The 15,227-nt window shown below is 63.2% G+C and carries 11 protein-coding genes; all 11 read left to right on the top strand.

Translation table 11 applies throughout. The features are described from left to right. The first annotated feature begins 19 nt into the window (after window positions 1-19). Window positions 20-1,078, top strand: a complete 1,059-nt coding sequence (locus tag SPHPH_RS0118110) for an NAD(P)-dependent alcohol dehydrogenase (RefSeq protein ID WP_028967955.1) — start codon at window positions 20-22, stop codon at window positions 1,076-1,078. A 226-nt stretch (window positions 1,079-1,304) separates the two neighbouring features. After that, the gene (locus tag SPHPH_RS0118105; RefSeq protein ID WP_028967954.1) at window positions 1,305-2,405 is read left to right on the top strand and encodes an NAD(P)-dependent alcohol dehydrogenase; all 1,101 of its coding nucleotides are present in this window, start codon (window positions 1,305-1,307) and stop codon (window positions 2,403-2,405) included. A 23-nt stretch (window positions 2,406-2,428) separates the two neighbouring features. Continuing rightward, complete coding sequence (locus tag SPHPH_RS20255; RefSeq protein WP_238303217.1) at window positions 2,429-3,625, top strand: (R)-mandelonitrile lyase; 1,197 nt, start codon at window positions 2,429-2,431, stop codon at window positions 3,623-3,625. Window positions 3,626-3,724: 99 nt separating this feature from the next. Further along, complete coding sequence (locus SPHPH_RS0118095; protein WP_028967952.1) at window positions 3,725-6,922, top strand: efflux RND transporter permease subunit; 3,198 nt, start codon at window positions 3,725-3,727, stop codon at window positions 6,920-6,922. Beyond that, window positions 6,915-8,075 (top strand): efflux RND transporter periplasmic adaptor subunit, encoded by a 1,161-nt coding sequence (locus SPHPH_RS0118090; RefSeq protein ID WP_028967951.1) that lies wholly within the window; start codon window positions 6,915-6,917, stop codon window positions 8,073-8,075. Before SPHPH_RS0118095 ends, SPHPH_RS0118090 begins: the two co-directional genes overlap by 8 nt. A gap of 10 nt (window positions 8,076-8,085) precedes the next feature. Next, window positions 8,086-9,462 carry an efflux transporter outer membrane subunit gene (locus SPHPH_RS0118085; RefSeq protein WP_238303207.1) on the top strand — a complete coding sequence of 459 codons (1,377 nt, stop codon included), beginning with the start codon at window positions 8,086-8,088 and terminating at the stop codon, window positions 9,460-9,462. Further along, complete coding sequence (locus SPHPH_RS20250; protein WP_051273151.1) at window positions 9,459-10,460, top strand: XdhC family protein; 1,002 nt, start codon at window positions 9,459-9,461, stop codon at window positions 10,458-10,460. The genes SPHPH_RS0118085 and SPHPH_RS20250 overlap by 4 nt, the downstream gene beginning before the upstream one ends. Then, window positions 10,457-11,239, top strand: a complete 783-nt coding sequence (locus tag SPHPH_RS20910) for a YkgJ family cysteine cluster protein (RefSeq protein ID WP_081668693.1) — start codon at window positions 10,457-10,459, stop codon at window positions 11,237-11,239. Before SPHPH_RS20250 ends, SPHPH_RS20910 begins: the two co-directional genes overlap by 4 nt. A 163-nt stretch (window positions 11,240-11,402) precedes the next feature. Next, the gene (gene paoA, locus SPHPH_RS0118070) at window positions 11,403-12,038 is read left to right on the top strand and encodes an aldehyde dehydrogenase iron-sulfur subunit PaoA (protein WP_028967948.1); all 636 of its coding nucleotides are present in this window, start codon (window positions 11,403-11,405) and stop codon (window positions 12,036-12,038) included. After that, entirely contained in the window at window positions 12,035-12,988 is a 954-nt protein-coding gene (locus tag SPHPH_RS0118065; RefSeq protein ID WP_028967947.1) for an FAD binding domain-containing protein, read from the top strand. The genes paoA and SPHPH_RS0118065 overlap by 4 nt, the downstream gene beginning before the upstream one ends. Next, window positions 12,985-15,207 (top strand): aldehyde oxidoreductase molybdenum-binding subunit PaoC, encoded by a 2,223-nt coding sequence (gene paoC, locus SPHPH_RS0118060; RefSeq protein WP_028967946.1) that lies wholly within the window; start codon window positions 12,985-12,987, stop codon window positions 15,205-15,207. Before SPHPH_RS0118065 ends, paoC begins: the two co-directional genes overlap by 4 nt. The last annotated feature ends 20 nt before the right edge of the window (window positions 15,208-15,227 follow it).

Below are 15,227 nucleotides of genomic sequence, written 5' to 3'. Positions count from 1 at the left end.
TCTCTCTTCAAGGACGATCATGCAGACAATCGGATATGCTGCGCAGGACACAAGCGGTCATCTCGCGCCGTTCCACTTCGACCGGCGTGAGCTGCGCTCCAACGACGTCGCGATTGAAATCCTCTACAGCGGCGTGTGTCATTCGGACCTGCACACCGCGCGCAATGACTGGGGCTGGACGACCTATCCGACGGTCGTCGGTCACGAGATCGTTGGACGCGTGATCGAGGTTGCCTCCGACGTGACCAAGCACAAGGTCGGCGACATCGTCGGCATTGGGTGCATGGTCGATAGCTGCCAGCATTGCGACCAGTGCAAGAAGGGCGAAGAGCAGCTCTGCCGCGAAGGCAACACCGGCACCTATGGCGGTACCGACCGCGTGACGGGCGAACCGACCAAGGGCGGCTATTCGAAGCACATTGTCGCACGCCAGGAATTCGTGCTCAAAATGCCCGACAGCCTCGACATTGCCAAGGCGGCGCCGCTGCTGTGCGCCGGGATCACCACCTATTCGCCGCTGCGCACGTGGGGCATCGCGGAAGGTAGCCGTGTTGGCGTCATCGGCATGGGCGGTCTTGGGCACATGGCGATCAAGCTTGCCGCAGCGATGGGAGCACACGTTACGGTGATGAGCCGGTCGCCGGATAAGGAAGCGGACGCGAAGGAACTCGGCGCTCACGCGTTCCTCGTATCCAGCGACGATGCAGCGATGGCGGAGGCTGCCTCCACCTTCAACCTCATCATCGACACGGTGCCGGTGAAGCACGAGCTCGATCCATACCTGCCGCTTCTTGATGTGGACGGTACGCTGTGCCTTGTCGGCCAGATCGGCCCGATGGCGGAGATGAACACGGTTCCGCTCCTGCTTGGCCGGCGACGGGTAGCGGGGTCTCCCATCGGCGGCATCGCCGAGACGCAGGAAATGCTCGATTTCTGTGCGGCGAAGAACATCCTTCCCGAGGTCGAGATGATCCGCATCGACGAGATCAACCACGCCTACGAACGGATGGAACGCTCCGACGTGCGTTACCGCTTCGTCATCGACATGGCGTCACTCGACATGGCGGAGGCCGCCTAACCCTCTTCGGCCGGACTCTCCCCCTGTACCGGTCGAACGGCCGCGTCGCCCTCCCCGGCGACGCGGCCCATTTTGTCATGATCCGCCCCGTGGAGGCGAATTAATGAACATGGCAGATAACTACATGCAGGTTCGGGCATGAGCGGCATGAGATGCTGACGCGTTTGTCGATCATAGCCGGTTACGCAAGCCGGCATCTTACCATGTCAGCACAGGACTTCGGGCCATGATCAAAGCTCTCGGCTATGCCGCCAAGCATTCCTTTTCCCGCCTGAAGCCGCTCGAGTTCGAGCGTCACGAAGCCGGGGCGGACGAAGTCGAGATCGACGTGCTTTATTGCGGCGTGTGCCACTCGGACGTCCATCAGGCGGAGAACGACTGGGGCAACACCGTATACCCGTGCGTTCCTGGACATGAGATCGTTGGGCGTGTCACCAACGTGGGCGGCAGCGTCTCGCAACATGCTGTCGGCGACCTCGTCGGCGTTGGTTGCATGATCGATAGCTGTCAGGAATGCTCCTCCTGTCACGCGGGCGAGGAGCAGTATTGTGAAGGTCCTAACGCCTTCCTAGCGACCTACAACGGCCCGATGAAGCCCGCTGCGATGGCGAAGACCGGCACCAATATGTACGGCCGCGACAACACCTACGGCGGCTACTCCACCTCACTGACGGTGAAGGATAAGTTTGTCCTCAAGATCCCGGCAGCACTGCCGGTCGAAGCCGCTGCACCGATCCTATGCGCCGGCGTCACGACCTACTCACCACTGCGCCACTGGAAGGTGAAATCCGGCGACAAGGTCGGCATCGTCGGTTTGGGCGGACTGGGAGACATGGCGGTCAAGCTTGCCCGCGCGATGGGTGCCGAGGTGACGGTGTTCACCACCACCAAGGAGAAGATCGCGGAGGCCGAGAAGCTGGGCACCAGGGGCGTGCTCCAAAGCGACAAGGACGCCATGGAAGCGCTCGAAGCGCAGTTCGATTTTATTCTGTCGACGATCCCTGAGGGGCACAAGGTCGACCCCTTTATCCCGCTCCTGAAGCGCGACGGCAGCTATGTCGCGGTCGGCGCGCTTGCCCAGATGCCCGGATACAGTAACCAGCAGCTCATCATGGGCCGCAAGACGCTGAGCGGTTCCTCGATCGGGGGCATTGCCGAAACACAGGAGGTGCTCGATTTCTGCGCCGAGCATGGCGTCGCTCCCGATATTCAAATTATTCCGATCCAGGAGATCAACGAGGCCTACAAGAAGGTGAAGTCTGGCGATGTTCGTTTCCGCTACGTGATCGACATGGCTTCGCTGAAGCAGGAAATGGCGGACGCCTGATCATGACCCGGATACGAAAGGACATGATCATGAGGCTCACCCTAGCTACCAGTGCGGTTGTGCTAATCGCGACATCCGCGGGCGCCCAGGAAGCAAAGCCGCGGTCAGTTGCACCGCCCCTGATGCAGCGCTGGACGCCAACACTCGCGGACTTCACCGACCGGGTACTGTTCGGCGACGTGTGGCGACGATCCGAGTTGGGCCCTCGCGATCGTAGCCTTGTGACGGTCGCGGCGCTGATTGCAACGGGCAAGACTGCGCAGCTGGAAGGGCATCTAGGGCGCGCGCTCGATAACGGCGTTCGCCCGGGCGAGATCGCAGGTCTGGTGACGCATCTAGCTTTCTACAGTGGATGGCCGAGTGCAGTTTCCTCGCTGGAGGTTGTCGATCGCGTCTTTCGGGCACGCGGGGTCGATCCCGCCAGCGTGCGAACCAGCGCGGCGCCGCTGCCGGTGCCCGCATCGGAGGCGACACGAAAGAGCATGGTCGACGCGAGTGTCGCGCCGAATGCGCCGAAGCTTGCGGCGCTGACCAATGATGTTCTATTTGCTGACCTGTGGCGCAGGCCAGATCTCGCAGCGCGGGACCGTAGTCTCGTTACGATCGCAGCCCTCGGTGCAGCCGGCGACGCGGACCAGCTCACCTTCCACATTCAGCGCGGGATTGAGAACGGCCTAACACCTCAGCAGGTCAACGAGGCGCTCACTCATCTGGCCTTCTATGCTGGATGGCCCAAGGCGATGGCTGCGGTTGCGGTCGCGGCAAAAGCGACAGCACATTCCCCCGAAGCGCCTGCGAGCGGTGAAGCGCTGCGGGTCATCCCTCCTGCGGCCGAGCCGCGGCAGGGCCCGTCCAAAAATTTCACGGGGCGTGTCACGGTCACGTCTGCCTTTAACGGCAGTGGTGGCGCGCGGCTTGGCGGCGCGACCGTTTCCTTTCAGCCTGGTGCACGTAGCAACTGGCATACCCATCCGCTCGGTCAGCTGCTCGTGGTCACCGAAGGAGAGGGGCTCGTCCAGGTCCAGGGAGGCCAAGTTCGCAAGATCCGGCGTGGCGATACCGTCTGGACAGCGCCAGGCGTGAAGCATTGGCATGGAGCGTCCGCATCGCGTGGGATGACGCATGTGGGTGTCAGCGAGTCTGCGCCGGGACAGAATGTAGCCTGGCTCGAGCCGGTGAGTGACGCCGTGTACCAACAACCACCCGCCTCATCAGATTGATGAAGGCGGCAGATAACTCCATGCGGCTTTAAGCGCCTAATCGCGTCAATTAAGCTGGCCTAAATGGTCCGGGTAGCATTTCCTCCGGAAGGCCCGCTGATGATCGGCATCGTTCGAACTGCCCTTGCCAGGCCTTTGACGTTCATCGTCATGGCAATCTTGATCCTGATCCTCGGCGTTATCGCGGCGGTTCGTTCGCCCGTTGATATCTTCCCGGATATCAAGGTGCCGGTCATCGCCACGGCCTGGACCTACTCAGGCCTGCCACCCCAGCAGATGGCCGGACGGATCATAACGCCTTACGAGCGTGCCCTGACCACCACTGTCAACGACATCGACCATGTCGAGAGCCAGTCGATGCAGGGCATCGGCATCGTCAAAATCTTCTTCCAGCCCGGTGCTGACATCCGAACCGCCAACGCGCAGGTGACCGCAGTTTCGCAAACACTGCTGCGCCAGCTGCCCCCGGGCACTACGCCCCCGTTGATCCTCAACTATAGTGCGTCAACCGTGCCGATCGTGCAGCTCGCCTTGTCGGGCAAGGGCATGTCGGAGACCCAGTTGTTCGATCTGGCAACCAACCAGGTGCGCCCGCCACTCGTCACCGTGCCGGGGGCAGCGATCCCGCTACCGTCCGGCGGCAGCCAGCGTCAGATCCAGATCGACCTTGATCCGCTCGCCCTGCAGTCCAAAGGACTCTCCGCTCAGGACGTCGGCAATGCCATTGCGGCTCAAAACCAGATCAATCCGGCCGGCTTCGCGAAAATCGGCGAGTTCCAGTACGCTGTAGCGCTCAACAACGCGCCGTCTTCAGTCGAGGAACTTAACAACCTGCCGGTGCGTGTCGTGAACGGTGCGACGATCTTCATGCGTGACGTCGCGCACGTCCGCGATGGCGCCGCTCCCCAGACCAACGTCGTCCATGTCGATGGCGGCCGCTCGGTGCTGATGACCATCCTCAAGAATGGCGCGACCTCCACGCTGGCGATCGTCCAAGGCATCAAGGATCAGGTCGCCACCGTGCAGAAGACGTTGCCCGCGGCGGTAAAGATCGTCGAACTCGGCGATCAATCCGTTTTCGTTCGCGCGGCCGTCGAGGGCGTCATTCTGGAGGGCGCAATCGCCGCGGCCCTGACGTCAGCGATGATCCTGTTATTCCTGGGTTCTTGGCGTTCAACCGTGATCATTGCGATCTCGATCCCGCTCGCCATCCTTTTCGCGATCATTGGCCTGGCTGCAACGGGCAACACCCTCAACGTGATGACGCTGGGCGGCCTCAGCCTTGCCGTGGGCATCCTCGTCGACGATGCCACCGTGACGATCGAGAACATCAACTGGCATCTGGAGCAGGGGAAACCGGTTCATCAGGCGATCCTCGATGGCGCACAGCAGATCGTCACTCCGGCATTCGTATCGCTGCTTTGTATCTGCATCGTGTTCGTGCCGATGTTCTTCCTCCCAGGCGTCGCCGGCTTCCTGTTCGTGCCGCTAGCGCTCGCTGTCGTCTTTGCGATGATCGGCTCGTTTATCCTGTCGCGTACGCTGGTGCCGACGCTTGCCGCCTACCTGCTGAGGCCGCATGCGGCCGGCGACCGTCACGAGCCGAGCTCCCCTCCTAGTCGCAACCCGCTGGTTCGTTTCCAACGCGCCTTCGAGCATCGCTTCGAGCGCCTCCGCGCGAGCTACGGATCGATGCTGAACGGGGTGCTGGCCCGCCCCAAGCCCTTCGTGATTGGATTCCTCGCCGTAGTCGGCGCATCCTTCCTGCTGGTGCCGTTCCTCGGGCAGAATTTCTTCCCAGCAGTCGATGCGGGCTCGATCGCAATCCACGTGCGGGCGCCGGTCGGCAGCCGTATTGAAAGCACCTCTGCACGGTTCGATCGGCTGGCGGGACGCATTCGTGAGGTAATTCCGGCGGGCGAGCTGGTATCGCTGGTCGATAACATCGGCCTTCCGCAGAGCGCGATCAACACAGTTTATAACAACTCAGGCACCTTTGGCTCTCAGGATGGTGACATCCTGATCCAGCTCTCCAAGGAGCATGCGCCGACCGCCGACTATGTGGAGCGCTTGCGTGACGTCCTGCCGCGCGAGTTTCCCGGCATGTCCTTCGCGTTTCTGCCGGCGGATATCACGAGCCAGATCCTTAACTTCGGTAGTCCTGCTCCGATCGACATTCAGGTGTCTGGCCGCGATGCGATTTCCAATCAGGCAATCGCGGAACATGTGCTCCGCAAGATCTCTGCGGTTCCTGGTGTTGCCGACGCCCGGATACAGCAATCGTCGCGATATCCGCAGCTCAACGTCAACATCGATCGCAGCCGTATTGGCCAGATCGGCCTTACAGAGCGTGACGTAACAGCCAGCCTTGGTGCCTCGCTTGCGGGCACACAGCAAACGGCGCCAGTGTTCTTTCTCAATCCGGAGAACGGCGTGTCCTATCCGGTCGTCGCTCAGGCGCCGGAATATCGAATCGGATCGCTCGGCGACCTTTCCAACATCCCCATCTCGGGTACCGAAAATGGTCCGACCCAAGTGCTTGGCGGGCTGGGGCGTGTCGAACGGAGCAACGTCGCAGCCGTTGTGTCGCACTACAACATCGCGCCCGTTGTCGACATCTACGCCACCCCGAGCGGCCGCGATCTTGGGGCCGTCGCAAGCGACATCAACGAGGTCATCGAGCGCGCGCAGGCCTCCGCCCCTGCCGGAACCACCATCGTGCTGCGTGGTCAGTACGAGACCATGCGCAGCGCCTTCTCGGGCCTCGGTTTCGGGCTGCTGGGCGCGATCGTACTGATCTACCTGCTCATCGTCGTGAACTTCCAAAGCTGGCTTGATCCGTTCGTGATCATCACCGCGCTGCCCGGCGCCTTGGCGGGCATCATCTGGATGCTCTTCACGACCGGTACGACCTTGTCGGTGCCGGCGCTTACCGGGGCGATCATGTGCGTGGGTGTGGCAACCGCCAACTCGATCCTGGTGGTGAGCTTTGCGCGTGAACGCCTTGCGGAGCTAGGCGACGCGACCAAGGCCGCACTGGAAGCGGGTATGACGCGCTTCCGGCCGGTGCTGATGACGGCTCTGGCGATGGTGATCGGCATGCTGCCCATGTCGCTGGGTATCGGCGAGGGCGGTGAGCAGAACGCACCGCTCGGCCGCGCGGTGATCGGCGGTCTTATCGTTGCGACCTTCGCCACCCTCATGTTCGTCCCTGTCATTTTCAGCCTTGCCCACCGTCGCAAGGCCACGGCGCTCAGTGCGCCCGTTCCTACTCACTTGGAGGAAGCCCATGTCTGAGCCCGGCAATCGGCGGCTCAAGCTCGTCGGTCTTGGCGCTGGCGTCGCTGCCATCGCGGTTGTCGCGACTGGTATCGTGTCGCGCACCCACAATGACGACCGCCTGACTGAAGTCGCCACAGCGCGCGCGATCCCGAGCGTGACGGTGATTCACCCGGCGGCAGGCCAAGGAGAAGCCGCACTGACGTTGCCTGCCGCACTGCAGGCGTTCAACACCGCTCCGATTTACGCCCGCACCTCGGGCTATGTCCGTCAGTGGCTCGTAAACATCGGTGACAATGTGCGCCGGGGCCAGGTGCTCGCCATCCTCGATGCACCCGAGGTTGAGCAGCAGCTTGCCGCCGCGAGGGCAGACTTGCGCACGGCAGAGGCGAACCGGCAGCTTGCCAGCACAAGCGCTGAGCGGTGGACAACGATGCTCGCCAAGGATGCGGTGTCCAAGCAGGAAACCGACGAACGCCGCGGGGAATTGGCGGCGCGTATCGCGCAAAGTGCGGCAGCCCGTGCCAATGTCTCGCGCCTGACCGCGCTCACCGGCTTCACGCGGCTGCGGGCACCTTTCGATGGCGTCGTTACGACGCGCACGACCGAGATCGGTGCGCTCGTCACGGCGGGGACTGCGGCCTCACAACCGTTATTCACCGTAGCCGACATTCACCGCATCAGAGCAATGGTGCGCGTGCCTCAGGCGTATGTAGCGCAGGTGCGTGAAGGCATGACAGTCCAGCTCGCACTGCCGGAGTACCCCGGAAGACAGTTCTCAGCGACGCTGACGCGGCGTTCTCGTGCCGTTGATCCGTCCTCCGGCACGATGCTCGTAGAGGTGCAGGCGCCTAACGGCGAGGGTGCGTTGAACCCTGGATCCTACGCACAAGCGAGTTTCCCTGTCAGCGGCGTTAGCCGCGCGGTCAGCTTGCCGCCAAGCGCCCTGATGGTCGGCCAGAATGGAACCCGTGTTGCGGTATTGCGCGCGGACGGCCGTGCGCAGCTGCGCCCTGTGACGATCGCCCGCGACCTCGGCAAATCGGTCGAGATCAGCGCCGGTCTATCGGTGCAGGATCGTGTCATCGATAGTCCGCCGGACTCACTGCAAACGGGTGACCAGGTCCGTGTTCTGGCGAGCTCCGGGAGTACGGCCCGTGGCGCGCGCTAACGGAGTAGCGGTGCTGACCGCACTGACGCTTGCGGGATGCGCAACCGCCCCCGTCTATGAACGCCCAACAGTGCGTGTTGCGAGCACGTTCAAGGAGCAAGGCCCCTGGCAACGGGCGGGCACCGATGTTCCGCCACCCGGGCAATGGTGGCAGATCTTTGGTGATCCTGAGCTTGATGCACTGGCCGCCCGGATTGAGCAGGGTAGTCCGAGCCTAGCCGCAGCTGTGGCCCGTTACGATCAGGCCTCGGCGCAGGTTCGCCGCACGCGCGCCGATCTGCTCCCGCAGGTAGGGGTCGGTGCGGACGCTGGACGCCAGCGCGTCTCCGCCGGGCGCCCGCTTGGGGCAGGTAGGGCCGTCATCTATAGCGATTTGAGCGTCGGTGCCTCGCTATCCTATGAGCTCGATCTGTTCGGTCGCATCCGGAACAACGTGCGCGCCACCCAAGCCGATGCCGAGGCAAGCAGCGCAGACGTTGCGGCGGTGAGGTTGGCACTGCAGGCTCAGCTCGCGTCGACCTATTTCGACATGCGGGGGCTCGATGCCCGGCTCGTGCTGCTGCGTGAAACCGTAGAGGCATTCACTCGGGCGTTTGAGCTGACGTCAACTCGGCACGAGGGAGGTATCGCCTCTGGTATCGATGTCAGCCGCGCCGGCGCGCAGCTTGCCAGCGCAAAGGCTGAACTCGATGCAGTCGCGGCAGCGCGCGCGCGCGACGAACATGCGATTGCCATTCTTGTCGGTGAAACGCCGTCAAGCTTCTCGCTGCCTGTCGTTGACCGGCAGGTTGCTCCACCGGCTGTCCCGGTCGGACTGCCCTCCACCCTTCTGGAACGGCGTCCGGATATTGCGGTGGCCGAGCGTCAGGTAGCCGCTGCAAATGCCCGTATCGGCGTCGCGCGGGCGGCTTTGTTCCCGCAGGTGACTTTGGGCGGAAGCGGCGGTTTCGAAGCGACCGCCGGCAGCCTGCTGAGTGCTTCCAACGGCTTTTGGGCGCTGGGCCCGCTTTCGGCGGCTCTCGCCATTTTTGACGGGGGAGCGCGGCGAGCGCAGGTGCGCTTCGCCCGAGCCCAGTTCGATGAAGCGGCTGCCAATTACCGGCAGACGGTGCTGACCGCCTTTCGCGAGGTCGAAGACGACCTAGCCGCGGTCCGTCACCTAGGCGAGCAAGAGCGCAATCAGGCTGAAGCCGTGCGGCAAGCACAACGGACGCGCGAACTTGCCACGACCCGCTACCGCGACGGCGCGTCGGATTATCTCGAGGTGGTCACGGCTCAAACCGCAGCTCTGGACGCCGAGCGCGCTCTCCTGATCCTGCGAAGCGATCAGCTTCAAGCGGCAACGGACCTCGTCAGAGCGCTCGGGGGCACGTTTCCGACGTCATGAAAAACGCGCTGTCGATCTTTCGATTCTTGCTCGAGGCGGAAAAGCGCGGCGAACGAACCGCGCTGGTCACGCTGACGGACGTGACGGGAGGGTCGTCGCGTAGCCCTGGTGCTCACATTGCGGTCAGCGAGACCGGACAGTTTGTCGGTTCGTTTTCCGGTGGCTGCATCGAAGCTGCGGTTGTCGGGGAAGCACGTCGGGTAATTGAGAGCGGCACAGCGGAGCTGATCCGCTTCGGAGCCGGCTCGCAATTTATCGATATCCGCCTGCCTTGTGGAGGGGGCGTTGATCTCTTGTTCACCCCCTGCATGAGCGCAGAAGCGATCCGCCAGGCCTATCGCTCATTGGTCGGGCGCTCGCCGGTGTCAGTCCTCCTTGGGCGCGATGGCACAATCGCCGTTAGCCGTGGCGCTGAACGTCTGACGCGCTGGGCCGAAGATATCTTCGTTGCCCGTCACGAGCCTGATCTGCGGATCCTGATCGCAGGCCACGGGGCAGAAGTGCCTGCCCTAGCGATGTTGTCCAGCGCGTATGGCGCCGAGGTGATCGCGCTCAGCCCGGATCATGCGATCGTTGAAGCTCTGACGGCAAGTGGTCTGCAGGCAACCGCCCTTAAGACGCCGGACCATATCGAAACGCTGCTTACCGACGCATTCACAGCCGTAATTCTGCTGTTCCATGACCATGACTGGGAGCCGGTGCTGCTCGAGCAAGCCCTGCGGTCGGCTGCTTTTTTCGTGGGGGCGATGGGCAGCAGGGGGACGCATCGTGAACGTATTGCGATGCTACGGCGCAGAGGGCTCGCGGAAGAGGAGATTGCCCGCTTAACAGGGCCGATCGGTTTGATCCCCGCCAGCCGTGACCCTGATACTTTGGCGCTGTCCGTTCTGAGCCAAGTTGTGGCCCGGCATCATCAAGCCGGTGATCAACGCCGCCTCCCTGTAGAGACGCTTGAGAGTGAGGCTGCTGACACAAAGCCGCCGAAACGCCTGCCATGAGGCTTCACTTCGACTGCACAGCCTGCGGGCGGTGCTGCAACTCACTGCGCCTTCCGCTGAGTATCCGTGAAGCAATCCAATGGCTTGAGGGTGGCGGCATTGTCCAAGTCATGTGTGATGCGACGCCGGATCTCCCCGTAAACGAGGCTGACACCGCTAATGTGTTCCGTCGGGAGCGGAGCTTCGCCGCGAACAGCCTTTCATTGCCGATCAGAGTGCGGGTGACCTTGGTAGCGGCGTTCACCGGGCCATGTCCCAATCTGCTCCCCAACAAGCTTTGTGGAGCATATGACCGACGTCCCGCGACCTGTCGGATCTACCCCGCCGAACTGCGCCCGGACGCTGATGTCGACCCGTCAGCTCGGCTTTGCCCTCCTGAAGCATGGCTATCGAATAAGCCGCTACTGGTTCGAGACGACTGCACCGTTGCAGACCCGGAGATCGTCGACGCCATAACTTTGGCGCGTCGCGAGGGCATCAGCGATATGTCGCGGAAGCTGCACCTGACAGACCTTCTCGGGATCAACGTCGCGGCGTTGGCGAACGAGGGCTTCGTAATCTGGCACATCGATCAACGCCTGCTGGTCTCAGCGCTGTTGAAGGTTAGCGCAGTCTCGCTGCCGTCTGATTGCTGTAGCTCATTTTGGAGCGTCGCGTCGCCGTCGGTGCCCGTTCGAGAGATGATCGGCGCTGCAGGCGGGACGGCATGCGCCGTAAAAGATCTGGAGGGTGCCGAGTACCTGTCCTTGCAGCGATCGATTGATGAGCCAGCGATATAGCTTCATGCTGATTGTCGTATGTAATCCGCTCAAACCAAGCGTGGTAACGTGCGTTTAAGTATCATCGACGGGAGCTTGGATCGATTGGCGCTGCCTCGGTCCGCGATGTCTCGGCCCTAAACCGCCGGCGCGCACGTCGGCCAGCATGAAGAGGAAAGCCGTCATGGATCAGGCCGGCGAAACAGAGATTTCCCGTCGCGGTCTGTTGGTTGGCAGTGCTGCCACCGCAGCGCTGACCACCATTTCCGTCGCCGACGCGCAGCCGGGCCCGGCGCAGCCTGCACCGGCATCGATGAAGGTGACGATGAGTGTGAACGGCAAGCGCCATTCACTGGAGATCGACACGCGTACCACCCTTCTCGATGCCTTGCGCGAGCACCTTGAGCTGACCGGGTCTAAGAAGGGCTGTGACCATGGACAGTGCGGAGCCTGCACCGTCATGGTAGGGGGTACGCGGATCAACTCCTGCCTCAGTCTGGCGGTGATGCACGAGGGCGACGAGATCACTACGATCGAAGGTCTCGGCACACCCGATAAGCTGCACCCGATGCAAGCCGCGTTCGTCAAACACGATGGCTACCAGTGCGGCTATTGCACCCCAGGCCAGATCTGCTCGGCCGTCGCGGTACTCGGTGAGATCAAAGCCGGCGTGCCGAGCCACGCCATGGCGGATGTCACCGCCCGACCGCAAGCTACGAACGACGAGATGCGCGAGCGGATGAGCGGCAACATCTGCCGCTGCGGTGCCTATTCCAACATCCTCGAGGCGATGACCGAAGTCGCGGGAGCGAGCGCATGAAGCCCTTCACGTACGAGCGCGCCAAGACACCGGCGGAGGCTGCCGCGGCAGTGGCACGCACCCCGGGCGCCAAGTTCATCGCGGGCGGCACCAACCTCCTCGACCTGATGAAGCTAGAGATCGAGACGCCAACGCATCTCGTCGACATCCAGGATCTAAAACTGGACCGGATTGAACCGACGAGTGGCGGTGGGCTGCGGATCGGTGCCTTCGCCACCAACACTGCGACCGCTTCAGATCCTCGCGTGCGCCGCGACTATGGCGTGCTGACCCGCGCGATCGTCGCAGGTGCCAGCGGCCAGCTGCGCAACAAGGCGACGACCGCAGGCAACCTGCTCCAGCGCACCCGCTGCCCCTATTTCTACGATCCCAACATGCCGTGCAACAAGCGCAAGCCGGGTTCGGGCTGCTCGGCGCTTGGCGGCTATTCGCGCCAGCTCGGGATTGTTGGCACGTCGGACGCCTGCATTGCCACCTATCCCGGCGACATGGCCCAGGCGATGCGGGTGCTCGACGCATCCGTGGAGACCGTGGATCCGCAGGGTCAGACGCGGTCGATTCCGATTGGCGATTTCCATCGCCTGTGGGGCGACACGCCGCATATTGAGACGAATTTGCGACGCGGCGAGCTGATTACCGGCGTCACCCTGCCTCGCCCGCTTGGCGGACAGCATTTCTACCAGAAGGTGCGCGACCGCGCGTCCTACGCCTATGCACTGGTGTCTGTGGCTGCGGTAATCCAGCCCGATGGCTCCGGGCGCTTCGCGGTAGGCGGCATCGCGCCTAAACCGTGGCGGGTCGCAGCTGCCGATGCAGCGATGCCACAGGGCGCAAAGGCTGCTGCAGCCGCGCTCCTCGCTGGCGCGCGGCCGACCGAGGACAACAGGTTCAAGGTGCCTCTAGTCGAGCGCACCCTGGCGGCCGTGATGGCAGAGGCTAAGGCAGCATGAAGTTCGATCAGCCCGCGGGCACTAATCCGATCGATCAGCTCAAGGTCGTCGGTAAGGCAGTCGATCGGATCGATGGTCCCCTCAAGACCACTGGCACCGCCCCCTACGCTTATGAGCGGCACGACGTCGCTCCCGATCAGGCCTATGGCTACGTCGTTGGGTCGGCGATCGCCAAGGGCAGCATCACGCGCATGGATACGGCGGACGCAAAGCGCGCGCCGGGTGTGGTGACGGTGCTGACCACACTGGACGTCGCCAAGCCGCTGCCGAACGGGCCGCAGAATACGGCCACGCTGTTCGGAGGCGCGGCGATCCAGCACTATCACCAGGCGATCGCCATCGTTGTCGCCGAAACGTTTGAGCAGGCGCGTAGCGCAGCCGCGCTGATCCGAACCGAGTACACGCGCACTCCGGGAAAATATGATCTCGCCAAGGAGGAGCCCCACGCGCCGCTGAAAGGTGGAAGCAGTGGCGAGGGATCATCGGCACCGCCGATTGATCGGGTGGGCGACTTTGCGGGGGCGTTTGCCGCCGCGCCAGTGAAGGTCGACCAGACCTACACTACGCCGGACGAGACTCACGCGATGATGGAGCCGCACGCCTCGATCGCGGCATGGAGCGGCGACCGGTTGACCGTCTGGACCTCCAATCAGATGATTGCGTGGAGCAAGCGCGACCTCGCCAAGGCGTTGTCGATCCCGCCGGAGAAGCTACGGGTTGACTCCCCCTTCATCGGTGGCGGTTTCGGGGGCAAGCTGTTCATCCGGGCCGACGTGGTGCTCGCGGCGCTCGGTGCGAAAGCGGCCAGGCGGCCGGTCAAGGTCGCGCTCTCGCGACCTATGATGGCGAACAACACCACGCATCGGCCAGCAACGATCCAACGCGTTCGGCTTGGCGCCAACCGTGACGGGAGGCTGACGGCGATCGCCCATTCGTCCACGAGCGGCAATTTGCCGGACGGCAAGCCCGAGACGGCGGTATCGCAGACCAAGCTGTTCTATGCCGCGCCCAACCGCGAGACCTACCTGAAGCTCGCGGTGCTGGATCTCCCAGAGGGCAACGCCATGCGCGCGCCGGGCGAGGCGCCGGGCCTGATGGTACTCGAAATGGCGATGGACGAACTTGCCGAGGCGCTCCGCATGGACCCGGTCGAGCTGCGCGTCATCAACGACACTCAGGTTGATCCCGAAAAGCCGAACCATCCGTTTTCCGAGCGCCACTACGTGGAATGCCTGCGAACGGGCGCGGAGCGCTTCGGTTGGTCACAACGCAACCCAAAGCCGGCGCAAGTCCGCGACGGTAAGTGGCTGGTCGGCATGGGCGTCGCGGGCGGCTTCCGGAACAACCAGCTGACGAAGTCGGCGGCCCGCATTCGGTTGGAGCGGGATGGTCGTCTGACGGTCGAAACCGACATGACCGATATCGGCACCGGCACCTATACCATTCTTGCCCAGACCGCGGCGGAGATGATGGGCGTGCGCGTGCAGGACGTCAACGTTCGCCTCGGCGACAGCGACTTTCCGGTTTCAGCTGGTTCGGGCGGCCAGTGGGGTGCGAACAACTCTACCGCGGGCCTCTACGCCGCCTGTCTTAAGCTGCGAGAGGCGATCGCGCAGCGGCTTGGCTTTGCCTCCCCCGAGGTCGCGTTCGCGGACGGCAAGGTGACAGCCGGCAGCCGCAGTGCCACGTTGAAGGACGCTGCTCAGGCGGGTCCGATCACGGGCGAGGACGGGTTTGATCCGACCGACATGGGAAAGCGTTGGCAGCAGTCGACCTTTGCCGCTCATTTCGTCGAGGTCGGCGTAAACATCTACACGGGCGAAACGCGTGTGCGTCGGATGCTGGCGGTTTGCGATGCCGGCCGCATCCTCAATCCCAAGTCAGCGCGCAGCCAGGTGATCGGAGCGATGACCATGGGAGTCGGTGGTGCGCTGATGGAGGAGCTGGCAGTCGACAAGCGCTTCGGCCTGTTCATCAACCACGACCTTGCTACCTACGAGGTGCCTGTCCACGCCGACATCCCGCACCAGGACGTAATCTTCCTCGACCACCCAGACGACAAATCGTCACCGATGAAGGCGAAGGGTGTCGGTGAGCTGGGGCTGTGCGGCGTCGGCGCGGCGATCGCCAATGCCATCTACAACGCCACCGGCGTGCGTGTGCGGGACTATCCGATTACGCTCGATAAACACCTCGAGAAGCTCCCGCAGGTCGCCTGAAGTAAGGCTTGGAGAAATGG

It is taken from the genome of Sphingomonas phyllosphaerae FA2, assembly GCF_000427645.1.
GTDB lineage: Bacteria > Pseudomonadota > Alphaproteobacteria > Sphingomonadales > Sphingomonadaceae > Sphingomonas > Sphingomonas phyllosphaerae.
Note: the sequence above shows the minus strand (reverse complement) of the source record. Positions and strands in the feature narration are given on the sequence as shown.

Bases quoted from the DNA above. Each gene is read 5' to 3' on its own strand.
- SPHPH_RS0118110 (WP_028967955.1), top strand. From the start codon at position 20: ATGCAGACAATCGGATATGCTGCGCAGGACACAAGCGGTCATCTCGCG.
- SPHPH_RS0118105 (WP_028967954.1), top strand. From the start codon at position 1,305: ATGATCAAAGCTCTCGGCTATGCCGCCAAGCATTCCTTTTCCCGCCTG.
- SPHPH_RS20255 (WP_238303217.1), top strand. From the start codon at position 2,429: ATGATCATGAGGCTCACCCTAGCTACCAGTGCGGTTGTGCTAATCGCG.
- SPHPH_RS0118095 (WP_028967952.1), top strand. From the start codon at position 3,725: ATGATCGGCATCGTTCGAACTGCCCTTGCCAGGCCTTTGACGTTCATC.
- SPHPH_RS0118090 (WP_028967951.1), top strand. From the start codon at position 6,915: ATGTCTGAGCCCGGCAATCGGCGGCTCAAGCTCGTCGGTCTTGGCGCT.
- SPHPH_RS20250 (WP_051273151.1), top strand. From the start codon at position 9,459: ATGAAAAACGCGCTGTCGATCTTTCGATTCTTGCTCGAGGCGGAAAAG.
- SPHPH_RS20910 (WP_081668693.1), top strand. From the start codon at position 10,457: ATGAGGCTTCACTTCGACTGCACAGCCTGCGGGCGGTGCTGCAACTCA.
- paoA (WP_028967948.1), top strand. From the start codon at position 11,403: ATGGATCAGGCCGGCGAAACAGAGATTTCCCGTCGCGGTCTGTTGGTT.
- SPHPH_RS0118065 (WP_028967947.1), top strand. From the start codon at position 12,035: ATGAAGCCCTTCACGTACGAGCGCGCCAAGACACCGGCGGAGGCTGCC.
- paoC (WP_028967946.1), top strand. From the start codon at position 12,985: ATGAAGTTCGATCAGCCCGCGGGCACTAATCCGATCGATCAGCTCAAG.